This window comes from Youxingia wuxianensis, assembly GCF_014385085.1.
Lineage (GTDB): Bacteria > Bacillota > Clostridia > Oscillospirales > Ruminococcaceae > Youxingia > Youxingia wuxianensis.
Genome location: NZ_JACRTD010000001.1, coordinates 154261 through 174226, shown reverse-complemented (window position 1 = coordinate 174226; position 19966 = coordinate 154261). Strand labels below are relative to the sequence as shown.

The window sequence follows — 19966 nt, the reverse complement described above, 5'->3', positions numbered from 1 at the left end:
CCTGGGCGGCCGGTGTTTTTATTTACAATGAATATAATTGTGCACCTCATACCATTTTACATTGTATCCCGCCCCCTTGGCACAGAATACGGAATCTGAAGTAGCTTCCGGGTCATGATCCTTTTCATAGCCTGATTGCTCTATTACCTGCTGTGAATTATGACAGGGTTCATATCCGTCAAATGAAAGGCTTAATATCCCCTTTCCCTGGGTGAAGGAAACCAGCTCCTGATGGTAATTCATCATCGTCTGGGCAGGAGCCCTGCCTACAATGGTCACTTGCTGCCCTTCTATCTGTGGAGGCTGGAAACTTCCGTGTCTTTGCTGAATATCAGAAATCACCCGGCCCATATATTGAGAACTCACCTTAATACGAAAGGCGTACATAGGCTCCAACAAGACATTTTCCGCCTGTTCCAGTCCCTGTCGTACCGCCCGGTAAACAGCTTCCCGGAAATCGCCGCCTTCCGTATGTTTCTCATGGGCCCGGCCATTAATCAAAGTAATTGCAACATCTGTCAAAGGAGAACCGGTTAAAACTCCTTTGTGCTGTTTTTCCAGCACATGAGTACGCACCAGATGCCGATAATTGCTATCCAGGATATCCCCGGAACATTCATCAAAAAACACAACTCCGCTTCCTCTTTCTCCCGGAGAAAGTTTGAGATGTACCTCAGCATAATGGCGCAAAGGTTCAAAGTGGCCGTATCCGATTACGGTGGAGGCGATCGTCTCTTTATACATAATCTGACATTCGCCAAACTCTACCGGAAGATTAAAACGTTCCTTTACCAATTCTTTCAGCACTTCCAGCTGTATGGCCCCCATAATATGCACTTGCATCTCCTGTAGCGCTTCATTCCAAACTACTTCCAGCATAGGGTCCTCATCTTCCAGCTGTTTAAAATATCCCCATACGGTTTTTGCAGGGAGAGACGAGGGATAGATCACCTTCGCCATAAGCAGCGGCGCTATTTGAAACCCGTCCGGCTGCCCCTCTAAATTAATCCCGTCCCCAGCTCTTAAGCCGCTAATTCCCGCTACTGCACACAAATCCCCAGCCCGCGCTTCTTCTGCGGCCTGATATTTCTTTCCATTATAAAAGCGGATTTCGTTAACCTTTTCCATCACATTTTCTTCTTTTACAAGATAGCTTACTATATCCTTTACCCGAAGTACTCCAGAAAGAATTTTTAAAAAGGTTAACCGTTTCCCCTGTTCATCATAGCGCACTTTATATACCCGGGCGCAAAGGTCTTGCGGCTGCTTTTCTTCATAGCTTGTTTGCGTCAGCAGCGAAAGCCCGTCTAAAAATTCCTGTATTCCCTGGTCCAAAAGCGCGGAGCCTTGAAAACTAAGAAATAATTTTCGCTCTGTTATCTGATTTCGCAAGACAGGCAGCCACCGAGTGAAGTCATATCCTGTTTCTAAGTAATATTGCAGCAGGGAACTATCCTGCTCCGCTATCCCTTCTATCAGCTCTTCCGGCAGTTCTCCCTTAAAGAAACCTTCCCCCGCCGGATAGATATCCTTTGAAAACTGTTTTTTCATCTGTGCGAGTATCTGAAGGGGGGCCGCCCCTTCCCGATCGGTTTTGTTTAAAAAGAAAACTAGCGGAACTTTATATTTTTTCAAAAGATTCCATACAGTGAGAGTGTGTCCCTGTACCCCTTCCACACAGCTTACCACTACAATGGCATAATCCATGATTTGAATAACCCGCTCCATTTCTGCGGAGAAATCCACATGACCCGGGGTATCCACCAGATAATATTCATCTCCTTGGTATTCAAAAGACGCTTGATCAGAAAAGATCGTTATTCCCCTCTGTTTCTCTAACGGATGGTTGTCCAAAAACGTATCTTTATGATCCACTCGTCCCCGGGTACGGATTCGCTTGGTATGATAGAGCAGTTGTTCTGATAAGGTAGTTTTTCCTGCATCCACGTGCGCTAATATTCCAATCGTTTTTTTCACCGAGCTTTTCCCCCTGTTTGGTTTTCGGTATTCATTTTAACACCTGGAGCCTAAAAATCCTAGTGTTTCCTATAAAGAAGAGGGGAATTTGTATTTAAAATAAAATACAAATTCCCCTCTTGCTGAGTTAGCAGAAGTCAGTCAATTTATTATTCGCTGTCCGCTTTTGGCATGTATACTTTGTGAAGAACTACCATCACCACATACATGGCTACCAAAGCGGTTCCTAGGGTCAGCCAAACATTGGCATTGGAAAGACCCGCCACAAGATATCCCACAAAGCAACACCCTGCGGTTACAATGGCGTATATCATCTGAGTGGAAACATGCTGGATATGATTGCATCCGGCGCCAGTCGAGGAGAGGATGGTAGTATCAGAGATAGGCGAGCAATGGTCACCGAACACGGAACCAGCCAACGTCGCCGACAAGGATACGACCAGCAGCTGAGGCGCTACTGCCGCACACACCGGAACAACAATGGGAATTAAAATTCCAAATGTTCCCCAAGCAGTCCCCATCGCAAAGGATAAAAACGCGGCGATAGCAAAGATAATCGCTGGAATGAGTGCCGCCGGTATATTACTATGCTCCACAACATCCCTTACAAATTCTCCGGTCATCAAAAGATCACGGCATACGCCGCTGATAGTCCAGGCCAAAATCAGGATAATATCCGCAGGAACCATAGATTTTACGCCTTCGCCGATTCCTCCCATAAAATCCTTAAATCCAATAACACCTCTGGGAACAAATAACAAAAACGCTACCACAAGAGCGGCAAAGCCCCCCAGCACCAGCGCTTCCGCGGCAACACAGTTACCAAAAGCGGCGCCAATCGTGTGGTAAGCGGGGTCGTCTCCCCAGTATCCACCGTTATAAAGCATCGCAAGAATAGAAAATAGGATCAGCGCCCCAATGGGAATGAGCATATCAAATACCCGGCCTTTATCGGAAACCTTGGTGGTTTCCTCAATCTTAGTATCGATCGCGCCTAAGTCCCCTTTGGAGGCAGCGATTTCAGCCTTTACCATAGGTCCAAAATCCAGGTTAGTAACACTCAAGGTAATTACCATAACAATCGAAAGAATCGCATAAAGGTTGTACGGAATAGTCGCTACAAAAGCAGACAGATCGCTTTCAAAAGCTCCCGTAGCCTGCAGGCTGGAGCCGACGGCCGCAGCCCAGCTGGAGATCGGGGCAATGATACATACCGGGGCCGCAGTAGCATCGATAATATATGCCAGCTTCGCGCGGGAAACTCCATATTTATCCGTAACCGGCTTCATCACCGTACCAACGGTCAAACAGTTAAAATAGTCGTCAATGAAAATCAGCGCGCCCAAAGCACTTGTAGCTAACTGAGCGCTGCGCTTGGACTTTAGCTTGGAACTGGCCCATCTTCCATACGCCCTGGAACCTCCGGCCATAGTAACTACTACCACCAGGGCTCCCAACAAAGCTAAGAATAGGAGGATATTAATATCCATCCGGCTTGCCATCAGCTTGAAAGTAGTATCTACAGTGCCAACAATTGGGTTTGCCCCTACTCCAATCGAATAAATCAAAGTACCTGACAAAATACCAATCATCAGGGAGGAAATAACCTCTTTGGTGATGAGTGCAAGCCCGATTGCGATTACCGGCGGCAAAATTGATAGCCACCCTACTGAAATTGGATCCATAACATTCTCTCCATTCTGCCATACTACGGCATTTCCTTTTTTATGCATAAATGTAAAATTTATACATAGAAATTAACAGTTTCTTCACAATTAACGTTATAGTAACACATTTTTATCCAGTAATCAATATGTCGAACCTTGCCGAATAAAAAAATCTGGATTTTCTTTCAACGCATGCAAAACCCTGCTTTTCCTCTTTTGGAATATTTTTAGCTATTTCGGCTTTTTCTATTCTTGTAATAAAAAAGGTCGGGATCTCCCGACCTTTTTCTTTATTCAATAGAGCGTTTGTTCATCCATCTTCCGCTGAAAAATCTCCACCAGAAAGCCAGCATTCGAAACACCCAGTCGATTGTCATTGCCACCCAAGTGCCAAGCACTCCCATCTGAAAATAACTTCCCAACAGATAGCTGAACCCTATACGGAACACCCACATGGAAAAAATCGAAATTCCCATGGTAAACTTCACATCACTGGCAGCGCGCAGCCCATTGGGAAGGGTAAAAGATGACGGCCAGATAAAGATCATACAAACACAACAGTAAAAACAGATTTCATAAGCAAGCCGGTCGGTTTCGGCGCTTAAGCCGTAAAATCCGACAATTGGATGTAAGAAAATAATAAACAGAATATTCAGCGCCGCCATCATCGCATACGCGGCGCCCGTAAGTTTGAGTATGTATTTTCTAGCCTGCTTGTAATCCCCTGCTCCTACACACTGGCCAATAACTGTAATCATAGAAAGGCCAATAGCGGAACCGGGCATCTGGGCAAAGGCGCTTAGACTGTTCGCAACGGCGTTGGCCGCAATAGACGCCGTTCCAAAGGAGGTAATCAGCCCCTGCACCATAATCTTTCCTATATGAAATATTCCATTCTCAATACCGGTAGGAACCCCTATTCCTAAGATGTTTTTTACCATCTTCGGGTGCAGCTTCAGCGGAAGAAGCGTATGCAGACGTATTCTGCCCGTACTGCGCCGGAGCATAATCATCAGCATCCCCGCGCCTGCCGCCCTGGCGATAAGCGAACCCAACGCGGCGCCTGCAACTCCCATTTTAAACCCGTAGATAAAAATAGCGTTAAAGGAGATATTTGTCACATTCATTACAAAAGAAGCCGCCATAGAGATCCGGGAATTTCCCATAGCACGGAAAAGCGCAGCCTCCGCATTATACAGGGAAATAAACGGATAAGAAAGGGCGGAAAGCCAAAAGTAAGTATTCGCGTTTTCCATAACTGCCTTTTCCGCCGAACCAAACAAAGCATTCAAAATCCACGGACGACCAATCAGGCAGACGCCCATGATCACACCCGCCAGTATTGTAGTTACCAGCAGCAGCTGTTTTGCTGCGGTATTCGCGTTTTCGTCCTCTTCCCTGCCCAGATATTGGGAAGAAACAATAGCGCCGCCAGTAGCCAGCGCCGCAAATACATTGATTAACAAAATATTGATACTGTCCACCAGCGATACGCCGGAAACCGCTACCTCTCCCACCTGAGCAACCATCAGGGTATCGGCAATGCCGATAGTGGCATTCAGCACCTGTTCAACGATCAGCGGTATAATCAGACGCACTAATTCTCCCGTTGTAAACAAATTTTCATCAACCTCATCTTCCTACCCTCATATTGCACCTTTCCACAGGCAAGTGCAAGCTTTTTTTATATTATCTTTACAATTCTCGAATTTACACAAATCCTAGAACTATTCCTTTGGAAATTTTATGTCAAATCGCCCATAGAAACAGGATAAGGATGTCCGATTTCTCAGACATCCTTATTTTATACTGCAGTCTCTTGCCGCACCTTTTTTTGCTGTAGCGTGGTGAGAATATTATATCCTGCAATAGTCAGAATGACTACGGCAGCGCCGCATAGAGCCAACGGCCCAGGCGCTTCCCTGACCACAAAAAATACCCATAAAGGATTTAAAATCGGTTCGATGGCAGCGGCAATAACCGCCACAATAGGAGAGGTTGTCCTTATCCCTTTGGAAAATAGTATTCCAGACATGCCATACTGGAAAATGGCCAAAAAGAGCACTACTGCCCATACTTTTAAATCAAACATACTGCCGTGGAAACCTTCATCTACAAAAAACATGGGCAGCCAGATAATATTTCCCAAACAACCGATATAAATCGCTTCCAAAGGATCCGCTTCCGGCAGACTGCTAAAGAAATAAATTCCCGCGCAGGTAACGCCGCTTAAAAGCGCCAGTATATCTCCCGCCAAAGCGCCATGACCCAAGTGCTCAATAAAGAATAGCGACATCCCACAAAGCACTATCACCGCTGTTATCAAATCCAACAGCTTTGGACGCATTTTATAATATAAAGCTACAATTACTATTACATAGATAGGAGCTGTAAATTCCAACACGATAGCATTGGCGGCGGTAGTCATTTTATTGGCCAGCATAAAAAGAGCTCCGGTCAACAGATAGCATATACCGCATAAAAGCGTCTGTTTTGTGGGGCGCATCTTCCACTGTTTTCTTACTAAACACAGAAATAAAGCACAAATGACCCCCCGGGCACAGGCGATGCTCAACGAATGCCAAGGAATTAACTTGGTACAAAGGCCTCCCGTACTACCAAAAATAGAACCTAAAAAAATGAACATCACGCCGTTGATATTGCGCTTTTTCAACACAGCCCCTCCTGCATATTAGAATTTAAACGTCTCCCTCTGAATGACTTTTGCTGATATCATCATTTTGGAAGTCGCACTTTTTCCGCTTAATACATCCATTAAAAGATTCACTGCCGCGTTGCACTGTACTTCGATCATATTATCAATGGTAGTAAGCTCTGGATTGGATGTGCGGCCATGCATCGAATTATTAAACCCGATGATAGGCATCGCCTCCATTTTATGGATCCGCAAAGCTTTGAGCGCACCGATGGCCAACAGATCATCCGCCGCCAGCACCGCGGAAAAATTGACTTTAGAACAGATCAGGTCGTTTACAGAAGCTTTTACCATATCCATACTATCGTATAAATCTTCCACTTTTAAGATTAATTCTGGATCCGCTTCGATGCCGCAAAGCCCAACTCCTTTATAATACCCCTGCAGTTTTTGATATCCGCTGTAAGTGGCCGTATCATAAATATATAAGATTTTCTCATATCCCTGCCGATACAGCGTCTGAACCATCTCGCAGGTGGCGGTTTCTTCATCACACAATACGCAATAAACATTGTCCACTGGAACAAATCCATTGACGATTACAATGGGAATATGCTTTGCCGCCGCCACAAAATGTTCGTTTTCTGACAGTTCTTTTTCAGTGGAGCCAATAACAAAAATCGCATCCACACGTTTATTCAGCAACAATTCCAGATATTTGGTTTTATCCTCTTCATTGCTCCCACTGCATGTAAGCAGTGTATCAAATCCATTCTGGCGAAGCAGTCTTTCTAAAAAAGATACAGGAAGCGCATGGTTGATATCTGAAATGACCGGGCATAAAATGCCAACCGTCTTAATAGTATTCAGACTCAGCCCTCTGGCAAACACATTTGGGATATAGCCTTCCTGTTCAATTACATCCAAAATCTTTTTTCTGGATTTTTCACTTACATTGGTGTTTCCATTGATCACACGGGACACAGTAGCAGTAGAAACACCTGCTTTTTTAGCAATATCGTAAATATTCATATTCTCCCTCAATTATTTCTTTTATATCAAAAGTAACTGCTTACAGAGCCATTCTAACAATAAGCACCAAAAAAGTCAACCATTGTTATTTTTCGATGGAAATACAGAAAGTTTACCTGTATTTTTTCTATTTTTCTAAATATCATTAGATTTAATTAACAAAAAGAATTACTAGATTGAGGGAATTTTTTTTGATTTCCAGACTACAATTAATTATTTGTAACCATTTACAAATTTCGAAATCATAGACAGACATCAGCGGGCAAAGCCCAGGCCCCGTACCAAATTTAGTACGGGGCCTGGCAGCATTACTATTTCAGCAGTAAATCGGTTGGATTTGTTTTCCCTGCAATGCCTCCTCTATCGTAGGACCAATCTGTAAAAAATCCGCTACCAAAGAGTTGGGCTTATTTCTATAATCATCCTGGCGCATGGGAACAAAATAAATATTCTTAGTATTCATCAGTAAACCGATATTTTTGGCGGAACCGCTAAGAGCGTCGTTGGTGGATACCGCTAATATGAGAGGATTGTCGTTGCGCAGGTTGGCCTTGGCCGCCATTGTGACCGGCGTATCCGTAATGGCGTTAGCAAGTTTTCCGATAGTATTACCGGTACAGGGCGCGATTACCATCACATCAAATAAATTTTTTGGACCTACCGGCTCCGCTTGTTGAATCGTATGAATAATCGATTTTCCACAGATCTCCTCCACCTGTTTATTCCAGTAGGCGCAATCTCCGAAACGGGTATCCGCAGAATAAGAAAATGCCGACATCATCGGCGTAATATCATAGGTTTTCGTTAATTCTTTTAAAACCGGGACTACTTTATCCCAAGTACAAAAGGAGCCTGTCATGGCAAACCCCACTTTTATTTTTTCCATCACAGTTCCCCCTTTTCATCTAAACAGTTAAATATAGTCGATAGTACAATTTCTCCCGCAGTAATCGGCGCAACCTTTCCTGGAAGGGACAAGGCCCAGATAGTTTTGACGCCAAGTTCGCTGGCGTCATCTAAATCTACCCCCCCTGGCTTCGAAGCAAGATCAATTACCAAGGCGTCCGTTTTTAGATGGGATAGCACTTCTCTGTTTAAAATGTGAGCGGGAACGGTATTAAACAGCACATCCGCTTCACGCACAACTGCGCTCAGCTGGCGAATATGTACCGCTTTGCAGTTTTCCGCAGAAATCCAGGCAAGATCGCTGTATTTCCTTGCCGCTACTGTTACCTGCGCCCCCATCGCTTTTAAATATCTAGCCAAGACTTTGGCAATTCGTCCGTGACCAACCACCACGCACCGGCTTTGGAAAATAGAAATTGGAAGCTCTTCCATAGCAATCGCCAAGGCGCCTTCTGCCGTAATGACGCCGTTGAGAACCGCCAGTTCTTCCCTTTCCAGATAATCTACCAATTCAATTCCTGTCTTTTCCGCCAAATCTTTCGTTCTTTGATTAATCTTTCCTCCGAATACCGACGACTTTTTATTTAAATGTTTTATACAATCTTCCACCCGAACCTTATAGCTGGTAAATGGGGCGTTAATGTTCACATCATCTGTAGTTACCGGCATAGGTAAAATAACTACGTCACATTTTGGAAGAATTCCCGATATATCATTGGTACAGCGCACACTTTCATCTAAAGCCATATTTGTTTCCAGGAGCATTCCATATACCTGATAGCCTTCTCCGCTTAACCGGTTGGCCACATGCACCTGTCGTAAATCTCCGCCGACCACGGCAAAGGTTTTCTGTTTGTTCATAAAGATAACCCCCATAGGATTTTCTTTTATATCCTATGAGGGTTTTTCTATTTGGGTGATAACTTTATTCTTCTTCTACACTGATTATTTCTATTTTGGGTTTCTTCTTCTGCGGCAGGGTTTCCGCTGGATTTAACGGCCGGGGGATTGGCGCGGCACGGGTGCGCATCTTCAGTTTTTGCAGACGTACTTTGCGCATTTTACGGCGTCTGGCCTTCACATATATACGTACGGCAAACAAAAGAATCCCAATAAGTATAATCGCAGCCGCGCCCCATTTTAATACAGCAAGTCCCAAAGCCAACCATTGGGGCCTACCTTCTTTTTGGGCCGTTTCTTCCTGAAGCGCCGCTACAGGAGTCTCCTGCTTTTGCACAACCAGGGGAAATTCTCCTACGGTTAAATCCATTTTCCCTGTATATTCTTTGGGAGCGCTCAATATAACTTTCGCCTGCTGCACAGTATCCTGTGACAGCGTCTGGGGCAAAACTTCCTCTATGGTAAGTTGCTGCGCCGTCAGTCCTGCGGGCAGCATCACCTGCATATCCTCTTCCAGACCTAAGATTTGTTGAGTTGGTTCCCCGTCTTCCCCGGTGAGCTCCACCGTTTTAGGCTGCACGGCAGTTTTGGGGATCGTTTCACGATGAAAGTTATCATAACAGTAATCCAAAAGATTGGTGGAGTCTACAAATTCCGCGTCTACAATTCCTTTGGATTTCATCACCACACAGATCAATTTTACTCCGTCCCGTTCCACGCAGGTAACCAAGGTCTTGGCCGCTTCTTCCGTCCAGCCGGTTTTTCCTGCGAAAGCCCCCTCGTAAATATACTGAGGCCAGAGCATATACTGGCGGTTGCTCAGGATCCTAGTCTCCGGCTGCTTATTTGTTGGGGGAATTTCATAACTGAGAGTCCCTGCCAGAGAGGCAAACTGAGGATATTCCATCGCCTCCTTGGTGAACAGGGCCATATCATAAACTGTAGTATAATGGCCGCTGTCCGGCAGTCCGTTGGCGTTGGTGAAATGAGAATTTACCGCTCCGATCTCCTGAGCTTTCTCGTTCATCATCTGAGCGAACTTCTCGATAGAACCAGCCAAGTGAATTGCTATCCCATTTGCAGCGTCGTTGGCGGATTCTACCATCATAGCGTATTCCAACTGCTCCAAACGGATCTTTTCTCCAGTGGTCAAAGCAATATGGGTCGTTCCTCTAGGAACAGAAAACACCCCTTCGTCCGTCATGGTGACAATATCGTTTGGGTCTCCCTTTTCCATAGCCAAAAGCAGGGTGACGATCTTGGTAATACTGGCGGGATATAACTGGGTATGAATATTCTGTCCATAGAGCACCTGCCCTGTATCCGCGTCCATGACGATCCCCGCCGCCGAGTGAAGCTGAGGTGGGGATAATTCATTCGCTGTCTCCTGCGCGTATACGGAAACTGTATTTATAAAAAGCAGGCAGGCCGCTGTGAAAACTAAAAGGGATTTTTTGAGCATATAAAAAATCAATCCTTATCATAAGCGTTTAAACATCCATTATTTTATCATAGTTCACAATCTACCGTGTGAAGAAAAAGTGAAATATCTTCCAAAAATCAAAGAGAAGGACAGAACGAATGTCTGCCCTTCTCTTATTATAGAAAATTCTGGTTTAATTTTCAACCTCTTGCTGGGATTCATGCGGCTGGGACATATTGGAAAGAAATTCGTGATAGGCGTCCAAAATCGCCCCTTCCATTTGCTTTCTGGCGGCGGAAGTAATCGGATGACAGATGTCGCGAAACACCCCGTTATCATCCCGGCGGCTGGGCATCGCCACAAATAGCCTTTCCGGACCTTCGATCACTTTAATATCATGTACCGCCAGCTCCCCGTCAATGGTAAGGGATACCAAAGCGCGCAGCCGGGTATCCTGGTAGGTACGCCTAATTTTTATATCGGTGATGATCAAAATGTATTCCTCCCCCTTTGTTTGTCAAGAATAGTATTCAGCAAAAGGTTAAAAGTTATTCATCTCATTCATCGGTTCTTCTTGAAATTTTAACGAAAACCGCCTATACTACATAATGTATATACAGCGACTGAAATACGGCTGTTTTTTGGAGTGATTATAAAAATGTTTGATGAAAATATACTTAAAAATGCCCGACGGATTCATTTTATCGGAATCGGCGGTTCCGGAATGTTTCCTATCGTTCAAATTCTTCACACCAAAGGGTACCATATCACCGGTTCAGACAACAACGAAACAGATACCCTAAAAACAGAACGGGAAATGGGGATTGAAATCTTTTTAGGCCATAACCCGGAAAATGTCAAAGGGGCGGATTTAGTGGTATATACTGCCGCTATCATGAAGGATAATCCAGAGCTGTGCGCCGCCTTGGAAAGCGGTATTCCTACGATTGAGCGCTCGATAATGCTGGGATATCTCACCACAAAATATTCCGACTGTATCTGCGTGTGCGGTACCCATGGAAAAACCACTACCACCGCCATGCTCACCCAAATGCTTTTAGGAGCCGGTTTGGATCCTACCGCCGTGATCGGCGGAAAACTCCCCGCTATCGGCGGCAGCGGCCGGGTTGGAAAAAGTGATATCATGGTCTGCGAAGCCTGTGAATTTGTGGATACCTTTTTAAAGCTCTCCCCGGATGCGGCGGTGATCCTCAACATCGACGCCGATCATCTGGATTATTTTGGTACTTTGGAGAATATCATCAAATCCTTTCACAAATTCGCCCAGATGGCCACCAAAGCTATTATTGTCAACGGCGACGATTCAAATTCCATGAAAGCGCTGGAAGGTGTGACCGAAAAAGAGATCATCACCTTCGGCTGGAGCGAAAAAAACGACTATTATCCGGTAAATATTCTCAATCTTCAAGGGGCGCAGTCCACCTTTGAATTGATGTATCGTGGAAAACTCCTGCAGAAGATGACGCTGCATGTTCCCGGGCGGCATAATATTTTAAACGCCGTAGCCGCCTGTGCCGGTGCGATCTACGCCGGCGTCTCCCCCGAGCAGGCAGCCGAGCATCTGGAAAAATTCCGCGGTGCGGGGCGTCGGTTCGAGGTGTTGGGACAAGTGCGGGGAGTTACCATTGCCGACGACTACGCCCATCATCCAGCAGAGCTGGCAGTCACGCTGAAAACCGCCAAAGAGATGAAGTTTCGAAAAGTGTGGGCGGTATTCCAGCCGTTTACTTATTCCCGCACGTATATGCTCATGGACGATTTTGCAAAAGCATTATCCATTGCGGATCATGTGGTCATGTCAGAGATCATGGGTTCCCGGGAGAAAAACACCTACGGCGTATACACCAGCCATCTGGCAGAAAAAATTCCCGGCTCGGTATGGTTTCCTGAGTTTGAGGAGATCGCCGATTACGTGATGAAAAATGCCCAGGAGGGGGATTTGGTGATCACCTTAGGATGCGGGGACGTATACAAATGCGCTAAGCTGATGCTTAATAAATAGAAAGATGGCCGCGGCAAGGTTCCGCGGCCATCTTTCTATTCTTCATATAATATATGAGGAAATCCCTCCCCAAAAACTGGAGATAGACTTTTTCTTTTTTAAAAGGACTTTTTTGTATCAAACTCTCCCCTTTTTTCATATCTTATAACAAAACGCCAAAATTTCGTCATATTGATTAAACGGAAATTAACTGGTATAATTGGCGTAACAAAAGAGAAAGGAGGCGTCAATACTGCTTTTTAGGGAGGTGAAAATATCCTGACAGCGGTTATAAAAAGCGCCAGAACCGTGGAGACTTTTCACGGTTGACGAGGTGGGAGGTTAATCGAAAATTCGGCGGGTACCTCCCCGCTTTCTTCCAAGCGCAGTATGTCTGAAAACTTCCGGGTAACCGGATCGACAGCCAGATATATGGGAAGTGTGAAACAGTATCTTTTTCGCTTATCATTTTCCTCACGGCGATGATAGGTATTCTTTATATACATTCCCAAGCAATTTGCTGGCGAGCAAACTGCTTGGTTTGTTATGAAAAATTTTGGCCGTGAGGAGAAATGAAGGTTAGAATATGTGTGGAATCGTAGGTTACACCGGCAGCAAAAATGCTGTTGATGTTCTTCTGGACGGTTTATCCAGCCTGGAGTACCGCGGATATGACTCGGCTGGGATTTCGGTAGTATGCGGGGAAAAACTCACTACTATAAAAACCAAAGGCCGTCTGCAAAACTTGGCGGACCTTATAAAGGAGCAAGGCAAACCTCAGTGCCACTGCGGTATCGGGCACACCCGCTGGGCGACTCACGGGGAGCCCTCGGATTTAAACGCTCATCCCCATGTAACGGAAAAACTTTCTTTGGTACATAACGGCATCATCGAAAACTACCAGCAGATCAAGGGAAAGCTTTTGTCCCAGGGATATGAGTTTTCCTCTCAAACGGATACCGAATGTGCCGCCAAACTAATCGATTCTCTTTACAGCGGCGATCCTATGGATACTATCCGCAAAGCTATCAGCCAGATGGAAGGCTCGTATGCCTTTGGTATTGTGTTCGCTGATCATCCGGACAAAATCTACGCTGTACGCCAGGGCAGTCCTCTCATTGTCGCCAAAGGCGAGGGAGAAAACTTTATCGCTTCCGATGTTCCTGCTATTTTGAAATATACCCGGCAGTATTATCTTATTGAGGAGAAGGAGATCGCGGAAGTCTCCGCCCAGGAGATCAATATCTACTCCCCGGAAGGCGAAAAGGTACAAAAGCCCCTTCTCACTGCCTCCTGGACAGTGGAGCAGGCACAAAAGGGCGGTTACGACCATTTTATGCTCAAGGAAATTTACGAGCAGCCACGGGCCCTCCGCGACACGGTCCACCCTCGAATTTCCGACGGGTTGCCCTCCTTTGAGATGGACGACGTACCGGAAGGGTTCTTTAAGCGATTTGAAAAGATAAGCATCGTGGCCTGCGGAACTGCTATGCACGCGGGAATGTTGGGAAAAGCCCTGATTGAAAAGCTGGCCCGGATCCCGGTAGAGACAGATATCGCTTCCGAATTTCGGTACCGCAATCCTATTATGGATAAAACCACCCTGGTAATTGTCATTTCCCAGTCCGGGGAAACCGCCGATACTCTGGCGGCTCTCCGCCTGGCAAAGCAGCATGGAGTAACCACCTTAGCTATTGTCAATGTGACCGGTTCTTCCATCGCCAGAGAAGCGGACTATATTATCCATACCTATGCCGGGCCGGAAATTGCTGTGGCAAGTACAAAAGCGTATTCTGTGCAGCTTTCGGTAATGTATATGATCGCCATTAAAATGGCCCTGGCCAAACAGGAGATCACTACCAATCAGGCGCGGGAGCTCACCAGCAGCTTAATGCACGCTATCGAAACCACTGAAAAATCCATCCTGCTGGATGAACAAATTAAGGCTTATATTAAACGGTACGAAAATTTAAACGATTTGTTCTTTTTAGGCCGAGGGTTAGATTATGCCTTGGGGCTGGAAGGCTCTCTTAAACTTAAAGAGATCAGTTATATTCACTGTGAGGCATATGCCGCTGGCGAACTAAAACACGGTACGATTTCCCTGATCACCGACGGGGTTCCGGTGGTGGCGTTAGCCACCCAGGAGATATTGCTTCCCAAGATGGTAAGCAATATTCGGGAGGTCCGTTCCCGGGGAGCAGATGTGCTTTTGATCTGCAAAAAAGGGATGCGTATTGACCGGGACGTCTATGGGGAAAAGTTGGAGCTTCCGGCTATAGACGACCTGTTTATGCCAATTGTAGGCGTGATCCCCTTGCAGCTGATCGCTTATCATACCGCGGTTCTGCGGGGATGCGATGTGGATAAACCCAGGAACCTGGCTAAAAGTGTAACTGTAGAATAACAAATACCAAAAAAGCTTCCCTTTTAAAAGGGAAGCTTTTTTATATTCGTTTTACCCTCGGTGAAACCCTTTTCCAATAATCTCACTGGTGTCAGTAATCATAATAAAGGCGCTGGGTTCCGCCCGCTTGATAAACTGGCGCAGCGCCACTGCCTGCGGGCGGTTGACTACTGTAAAGATAATATATTTTTCACCATTGGTAAAAGCGCCCTTTGCCGAGGCGACTGTCGCGCCTCGGTGAAGTTTGTCCACAATAAAATCGCAGATTATTTTCGGCTCGCCGCACACCACATTAAAGTATTTGCACAAATTGATGCTTTCAATCACGCTGTCTACCATAAGGGACTTAATTAATAATCCTAACAATGAAAACAGACCCGTGGTAAAGTTAAAGACAAAGAAAGCGCTTAAAGTCACCAACAGATCGCATAGGAACAAGGCTTTTCCATTGTCAATATTGGTATATTTTTGCAGGATCATCGCCACAATTTCCGTCCCGCCATTGGAGGCTCCCATATTGAATAAAATCGCTGTGCCAAATGCCGGCAGAGCGATGCCGAAGGCCAGTTCCAGCATGGGCTGGTCGGTTAGCGGCCTGGACATCGGATATATGAGCTCAAGAAGGGAGAATAAAATTGAGGACAACATGCTGGAATAAGCGGTCATTATTCCCAAACCCTTCCCCAACAGAAGGAACCCCAAAAGGATTAAAACCGCATTGAGCACAAAATTTACCGTAGAAGCAGGCACCGGGAGGAAGTTGGCCGCCACAACAGCAACATCAGTAATCCCACCGATGGAGAAACAGATTTATTTTATCATAAGGGCTATCCAACTTCTACCGATATTTGATATTTTTCATCTTAGAAGCCATCTATTTCTATATTCAGGAGGCGTGGTATTTCTTTTTAGGGGTAAAAAAAGCTCTACGTCTTTCTTTTTTATCAAAGGCATCAATTTTACAAATTGCACAAAAAATATCTTTTAAATTTATGAAAATATTTATCAAAAAACTATTGATTTTGTAGTTAGTAAGTGATATTATATAGGCAGAAAAAAGATTGTTAGATATTTAACAAACAATCTTTCAGCCAAATTATTCTCTCTTATTTTATTAACTGGAGGTTTTTATATGCCACGCTTTACCTTACCGAGAGATTTATACTATGGCCCAGATGCTATTAGTGAATTGAAAAATCTGAAAGGCTACAAAAAAGCCATTATCGTTACCGGCGGCAGTTCTATGAAAAAAGGCGGCTTTTTGCAGAAAACCGAAGCTGTTCTCAAAGAAGCCGGACTGGAAACCATGCTTTTTGAAGGTGTTGAACCGGATCCCTCCATTGAAACTGTATTTAAAGGCGCTAAGGCCATGCGCGACTTTGAGCCGGATGTGATCGTAGCCATCGGCGGCGGTTCCCCTATCGATGCGGCAAAAGCCATGTGGGTATTTTATGAATATCCGGAAAAGTCCTTTGAAGATATCAAAGATCCTTTCACTATGCCTAAACTTAGACAGAAAGCTATCTTCGTTGCCATTCCTTCCACTAGCGGCACCGCTTCGGAAGTAACCGCTTTTTCTGTTATCACCGATTACTCCACTAATATTAAGTATCCTTTAGCGGACTTTGAAATTACTCCGGATATTGCTATTCTGGATACCAGCATCCCTCAGACCATGCCTAAAAAGCTTACTGCGCATACCGGTATGGATGCTTTGACCCATGCGATTGAAGCGTATGTGGCCACTGCCCGTTCTGATTTCTCTGATCCTTTAGCTATCAAAGCGATCTCCGATATTTATGACAGTCTGGTAGATTCGTATAACGGTGATAAAGACGCCCGTGCAAAAATGCACATCGCCCAATGTTTGGCCGGTATGTCTTTTTCCAATGCATTATTGGGTATCGCTCACAGCCTTGCACATAAAACTGGTGCAGTTTTTGATATTCCCCATGGCTGCTGTAACGCTATTCTCCTGCCCTTCGTAATTCAGTACAATTCCAAAGTATGTATGGAAAGATATGCACAAATCGCCAAAGCGATCGGCCTTGCAGGATATACCGACAAACAGCTGGTGAACTCTTTGGTTGACTCTATCAAAGAGATGAATAAGAAACTGAACATTGCGCAGACTTATAAGGAAAACGGTGTATCAGAAGAACTGCTCAATGCTAATATCGACAAAATTGCCGCGAATGCGGTTCTGGATCCTTGCACCGCTTCCAATCCACGTCCTATTGATGTGGAAAACATGAAGAAAGTCCTGATGTGCGCTTATACTGGTGAAGATGTAACTTTCTAATCGATACATTTCTCTCCTTTGAAAAAAGCTTTCGGCCAAGTGCCGGAAGCTTTTTCAATTTGTTTACACTTTATGTTTTGAACTTAAGATAAAAGTATGATATGCTATAAAAAAATAATAGCAAAACATCGTTTTGCTCCCGGACTTCGTCCGGGCATGGTTTCGTCTTTTACGAAACCATAATATCCCTTTTGCAGCCTGCGCCCCAAAACGCACAGCGTTTTGCCGCCAACGGCGGGGGGCAAATCTTCTATTTGCCATGGCGCGACTATAAAAAAATAACAGCAAAACATCGTTTTGCTCCCGGACTTCGTCCGGGTATGGTTTCGTCTTTTACGAAACCATAGTATCCCTTTTGCAGCCTGCGCCCCAAAACGCACAGCGTTTTGCCGCCAACGGCGGGGGCTAATCTTCTATTTGCCATGGCGCGGCTATAAAAAATAACAGCAAAACATCGTTTTTCTCCCGGACTTCGTCCGGGTATGGCTTCGTCTTTTACGAAACCATAGTATCCCTTTTGCAGCCTGCGCCCCAAAACGCACAGCGTTTTGCCGCCAACGGCGGGGGCTAATCTTCTATTTGCCATGGCGCGGCTATAAAAATTATTTAAGAAAGCTGTGATCTTCTTGAATAAAATCCTAATATTATTTTTAGCGGCCGCTTTTGCCGTTTCTGGTTTTTTCAACGAGGAGGAACCTATGGATATAGTTTCTCCTTCTTCCCCCTCTTCTTTTTTGGAAGCGTTTCTCTCACAAGCTGATGCTGCTGCAGAATCCTCTTCATCCCAGGAGTCCTTGCCTCAAACAACTCCTGAGGAGCAAAGTACTCCCGCAGCTTCATCATCTTCTTCTGAACCGGAAGAGGCTCCCTCCAGTCAAGCCCCGTCCCAACCAGAAGTATCCCAATCTCAAGAAGATATTCCCATAATCACCGGAGATAATTTTTTAAGCCGGGTAGAGCAGGGAATCATCGACGAAATCAATGCGGAAAGGGCTTCCCTTGGGCTGGGCCAGCTTACCTATGACGTTAATCTTCGTTCTGCCGCCCGTATCCGGGTAAGAGAGCTTTATAAAAATAACTATTTTGACCATACTCGTCCTAACGGAGACCCTTGGCAGACCGTGCTGCGGGATGAGATTCCTGTGAGCTATGCCGCGGCCGGAGAAAATCTGGCATCGCTGGAATATAACGATCCTGGACTATCTTATCACACGGATCCTCATTGGTGGTTTATGGAATGGAAAAACAGCCCTTCTCATTACGAGTTGATCTGTAAGCCTGAGATTGAAAATATTGGCGTAGGAGTCTACTATGTAAAAAAAGATGGGGTAAAATATGCATTTGCCGCGGCAATTATGACCAAAAATAAATAAAAAATAAAAAAAGATGGGCCATCAGCAGTAAGCTGATGGCCCATCTTTTTGATGAAAAAGGATACCGCCTTTTTTACATCTTAATTACATTCAAACCAGTATGATCGTCTACAATTCGATCCACCTCGCCGTGGATGATATGAAGAAAGATTTCTGCTGTAGCGCTTACCTTGGCCTCGTTGAGGTGACCGCCGATCACCTTTCCGTCCGCACCGGCAAAGGTAGCGTGAAAATGCAAATAGGTGTTTCCTTCTTTTGTAGTAACATTTCCCACAAGAGAAGACATTTCCATTTCTCCATCAAAAGTATTAGAGTAGTATTTTTTTTCAGCTACCTTATAAAGCCCTACTACCACATGATCCACAGCTCCAAGACCGGTCACCGAGCCTAATTTCACCTTTTCCGCATCGCACACCTTGGCGACACTGGTTACTACATCCTCCCCTATTTCCAGCCGAATAACAATGTCATCTCCAAATTTTTTGTAAAACATAACTTATTCCTCCTACTTTATTTTTTCCAGCTCATGAGATATTCAGTACAGCCGGTATCTTCCTCAGCTTGTTTTTTCAGCTTTATAAAGCCGCTTTTTGTATAAAAATTAACCGCCTGTTTATTTTGGGCGTACACTCCCAGCATAAGCAAGGGATAGTTTCGTTGGCAATACGCTAATAATTTACTCCCTATTCCCTGCCGCTGGCAAAAAGGCGCTACAAACAATCCGCCGATATAGTCGCCATTCAAAATACTAATAAATCCTCTAACCTGGCCCTCTTGTACAAAAACATAAGTTTCACTGACGGGGAGGAATTCCTCTTTTACCTTTTGATAATTAGACAGCCAATAAGATTTATTAATAAAATCATGGGCCTGTATATTGGCAGAAAGCCAAATTTCCATAACAGCGTCAATTTGCTCTTCCTTCAGACGCTCAATCATATATTTACTCCTCCTGCTTTTTCAGCCGCACGATCTCCAACCAGTATCCATCCGGGTCTTCAATGAAATAAACCCCCATTTTAGGATTTTCATAACAAATAATCCCCATCTTTTTATGGCGTTCATAAGTATTTTCAAAATCATCCGTACGAAACGCCAGATGAAATTCTTTTTCCCCCAGATCATATGCTCCAGGATGATCTCGCAGCCAGGTAAGTTCCAGATAAAACCCGCTGATTCCATCTCCCAAGTAGACAATTTTGTAAGAACCGTCTGAAGCATCTTTTTCCCGCATCGGATGAAGATTTAACGCCTCCTTATAGAAGGCAAGGCTTTTTTCCATATTTTTAACGTTAAAATTAAAATGGTCAAATTTGATCAA

At 44.9% G+C, this 19966-nt stretch carries 17 protein-coding genes; 4 read left to right on the top strand and 13 right to left on the bottom strand.

The features are described 5' to 3' along the window. Positions 1 to 18 precede the first annotated feature (18 nt). The 9 genes from H8705_RS00825 to spoVG all read right to left on the bottom strand — a co-directional run bounded on the left by H8705_RS00825 (position 19) and on the right by spoVG (position 11054). The gene (locus H8705_RS00825; protein ID WP_262393981.1) at positions 19 to 1977 is read right to left on the bottom strand and encodes a GTP-binding protein; all 1959 of its coding nucleotides are present in this window, start codon (positions 1975 to 1977) and stop codon (positions 19 to 21) included. A gap of 149 nt (positions 1978 to 2126) precedes the next feature. Next, the gene (locus H8705_RS00820; protein ID WP_262393980.1) at positions 2127 to 3662 is read right to left on the bottom strand and encodes a Na+/H+ antiporter NhaC family protein; all 1536 of its coding nucleotides are present in this window, start codon (positions 3660 to 3662) and stop codon (positions 2127 to 2129) included. Positions 3663 to 3934: 272 nt separating this feature from the next. Continuing rightward, positions 3935 to 5263, bottom strand: coding sequence for an MATE family efflux transporter (locus tag H8705_RS00815; RefSeq protein WP_262393979.1), 1329 nt, complete (start codon positions 5261 to 5263; stop codon positions 3935 to 3937). A 185-nt stretch (positions 5264 to 5448) separates the two neighbouring features. Further along, complete coding sequence (locus H8705_RS00810) at positions 5449 to 6318, bottom strand: DMT family transporter (RefSeq protein WP_262393978.1); 870 nt, start codon at positions 6316 to 6318, stop codon at positions 5449 to 5451. An 18-nt stretch (positions 6319 to 6336) separates the two neighbouring features. Further along, complete coding sequence (locus H8705_RS00805; RefSeq protein WP_262393977.1) at positions 6337 to 7332, bottom strand: LacI family DNA-binding transcriptional regulator; 996 nt, start codon at positions 7330 to 7332, stop codon at positions 6337 to 6339. Between the two features lie 316 nt (positions 7333 to 7648). Beyond that, a complete protein-coding gene (locus tag H8705_RS00800) occupies positions 7649 to 8218 on the bottom strand; it encodes a dipicolinate synthase subunit B (RefSeq protein WP_262393976.1) in 570 nt (189 codons plus the stop codon). After that, positions 8218 to 9099 (bottom strand): dipicolinate synthase subunit DpsA, encoded by an 882-nt coding sequence (dpsA, locus tag H8705_RS00795; protein WP_262393975.1) that lies wholly within the window; start codon positions 9097 to 9099, stop codon positions 8218 to 8220. Before dpsA ends, H8705_RS00800 begins: the two co-directional genes overlap by 1 nt. Positions 9100 to 9163: 64 nt before the next feature. Then, positions 9164 to 10600 (bottom strand): D-alanyl-D-alanine carboxypeptidase family protein, encoded by a 1437-nt coding sequence (locus H8705_RS00790; RefSeq protein ID WP_262393974.1) that lies wholly within the window; start codon positions 10598 to 10600, stop codon positions 9164 to 9166. A 154-nt stretch (positions 10601 to 10754) separates the two neighbouring features. After that, entirely contained in the window at positions 10755 to 11054 is a 300-nt protein-coding gene (gene spoVG, locus H8705_RS00785) for a septation regulator SpoVG (protein ID WP_262393973.1), read from the bottom strand. Between the two features lie 165 nt (positions 11055 to 11219). Between spoVG and murC the strand changes: the two genes are divergently transcribed. Next, entirely contained in the window at positions 11220 to 12584 is a 1365-nt protein-coding gene (murC, locus tag H8705_RS00780; RefSeq protein WP_262393972.1) for a UDP-N-acetylmuramate--L-alanine ligase, read from the top strand. 565 nt (positions 12585 to 13149) lie between these two features. Next, complete coding sequence (glmS, locus tag H8705_RS00775) at positions 13150 to 14970, top strand: glutamine--fructose-6-phosphate transaminase (isomerizing) (RefSeq protein ID WP_262393971.1); 1821 nt, start codon at positions 13150 to 13152, stop codon at positions 14968 to 14970. Between the two features lie 51 nt (positions 14971 to 15021). Here the strand turns inward: glmS and H8705_RS00770 are convergent, their stop codons facing one another. Next, positions 15022 to 15759, bottom strand: coding sequence for a YitT family protein (locus H8705_RS00770; protein ID WP_262394235.1), 738 nt, complete (start codon positions 15757 to 15759; stop codon positions 15022 to 15024). A gap of 343 nt (positions 15760 to 16102) precedes the next feature. On the opposite strand from H8705_RS00770, the gene H8705_RS00765 reads away from it, so the two are divergent. Both H8705_RS00765 and H8705_RS00760 read left to right on the top strand, forming a co-directional pair. Beyond that, positions 16103 to 17272 (top strand): iron-containing alcohol dehydrogenase, encoded by a 1170-nt coding sequence (locus tag H8705_RS00765; RefSeq protein WP_262393970.1) that lies wholly within the window; start codon positions 16103 to 16105, stop codon positions 17270 to 17272. Positions 17273 to 17970: 698 nt separating this feature from the next. Beyond that, positions 17971 to 18645, top strand: a complete 675-nt coding sequence (locus tag H8705_RS00760; RefSeq protein ID WP_262393969.1) for a CAP domain-containing protein — start codon at positions 17971 to 17973, stop codon at positions 18643 to 18645. 73 nt (positions 18646 to 18718) lie between these two features. Here H8705_RS00760 and H8705_RS00755 read toward each other — a convergent pair whose 3' ends face one another. The 3 genes from H8705_RS00755 to H8705_RS00745 are packed head-to-tail and all read right to left on the bottom strand — an operon-like array spanning position 18719 to position 19966. Continuing rightward, positions 18719 to 19138: a PPC domain-containing DNA-binding protein gene (locus H8705_RS00755; protein ID WP_262393968.1), complete on the bottom strand. Its 420-nt coding sequence runs from the start codon at positions 19136 to 19138 to the stop codon at positions 18719 to 18721. A gap of 17 nt (positions 19139 to 19155) precedes the next feature. Further along, on the bottom strand, positions 19156 to 19584 hold the full coding sequence (locus H8705_RS00750) for an N-acetyltransferase (protein WP_262393967.1): 429 nt from the start codon (positions 19582 to 19584) through the stop codon (positions 19156 to 19158). 4 nt (positions 19585 to 19588) lie between these two features. Further along, the gene (locus H8705_RS00745; RefSeq protein ID WP_262393966.1) at positions 19589 to 19966 is read right to left on the bottom strand and encodes a VOC family protein; all 378 of its coding nucleotides are present in this window, start codon (positions 19964 to 19966) and stop codon (positions 19589 to 19591) included.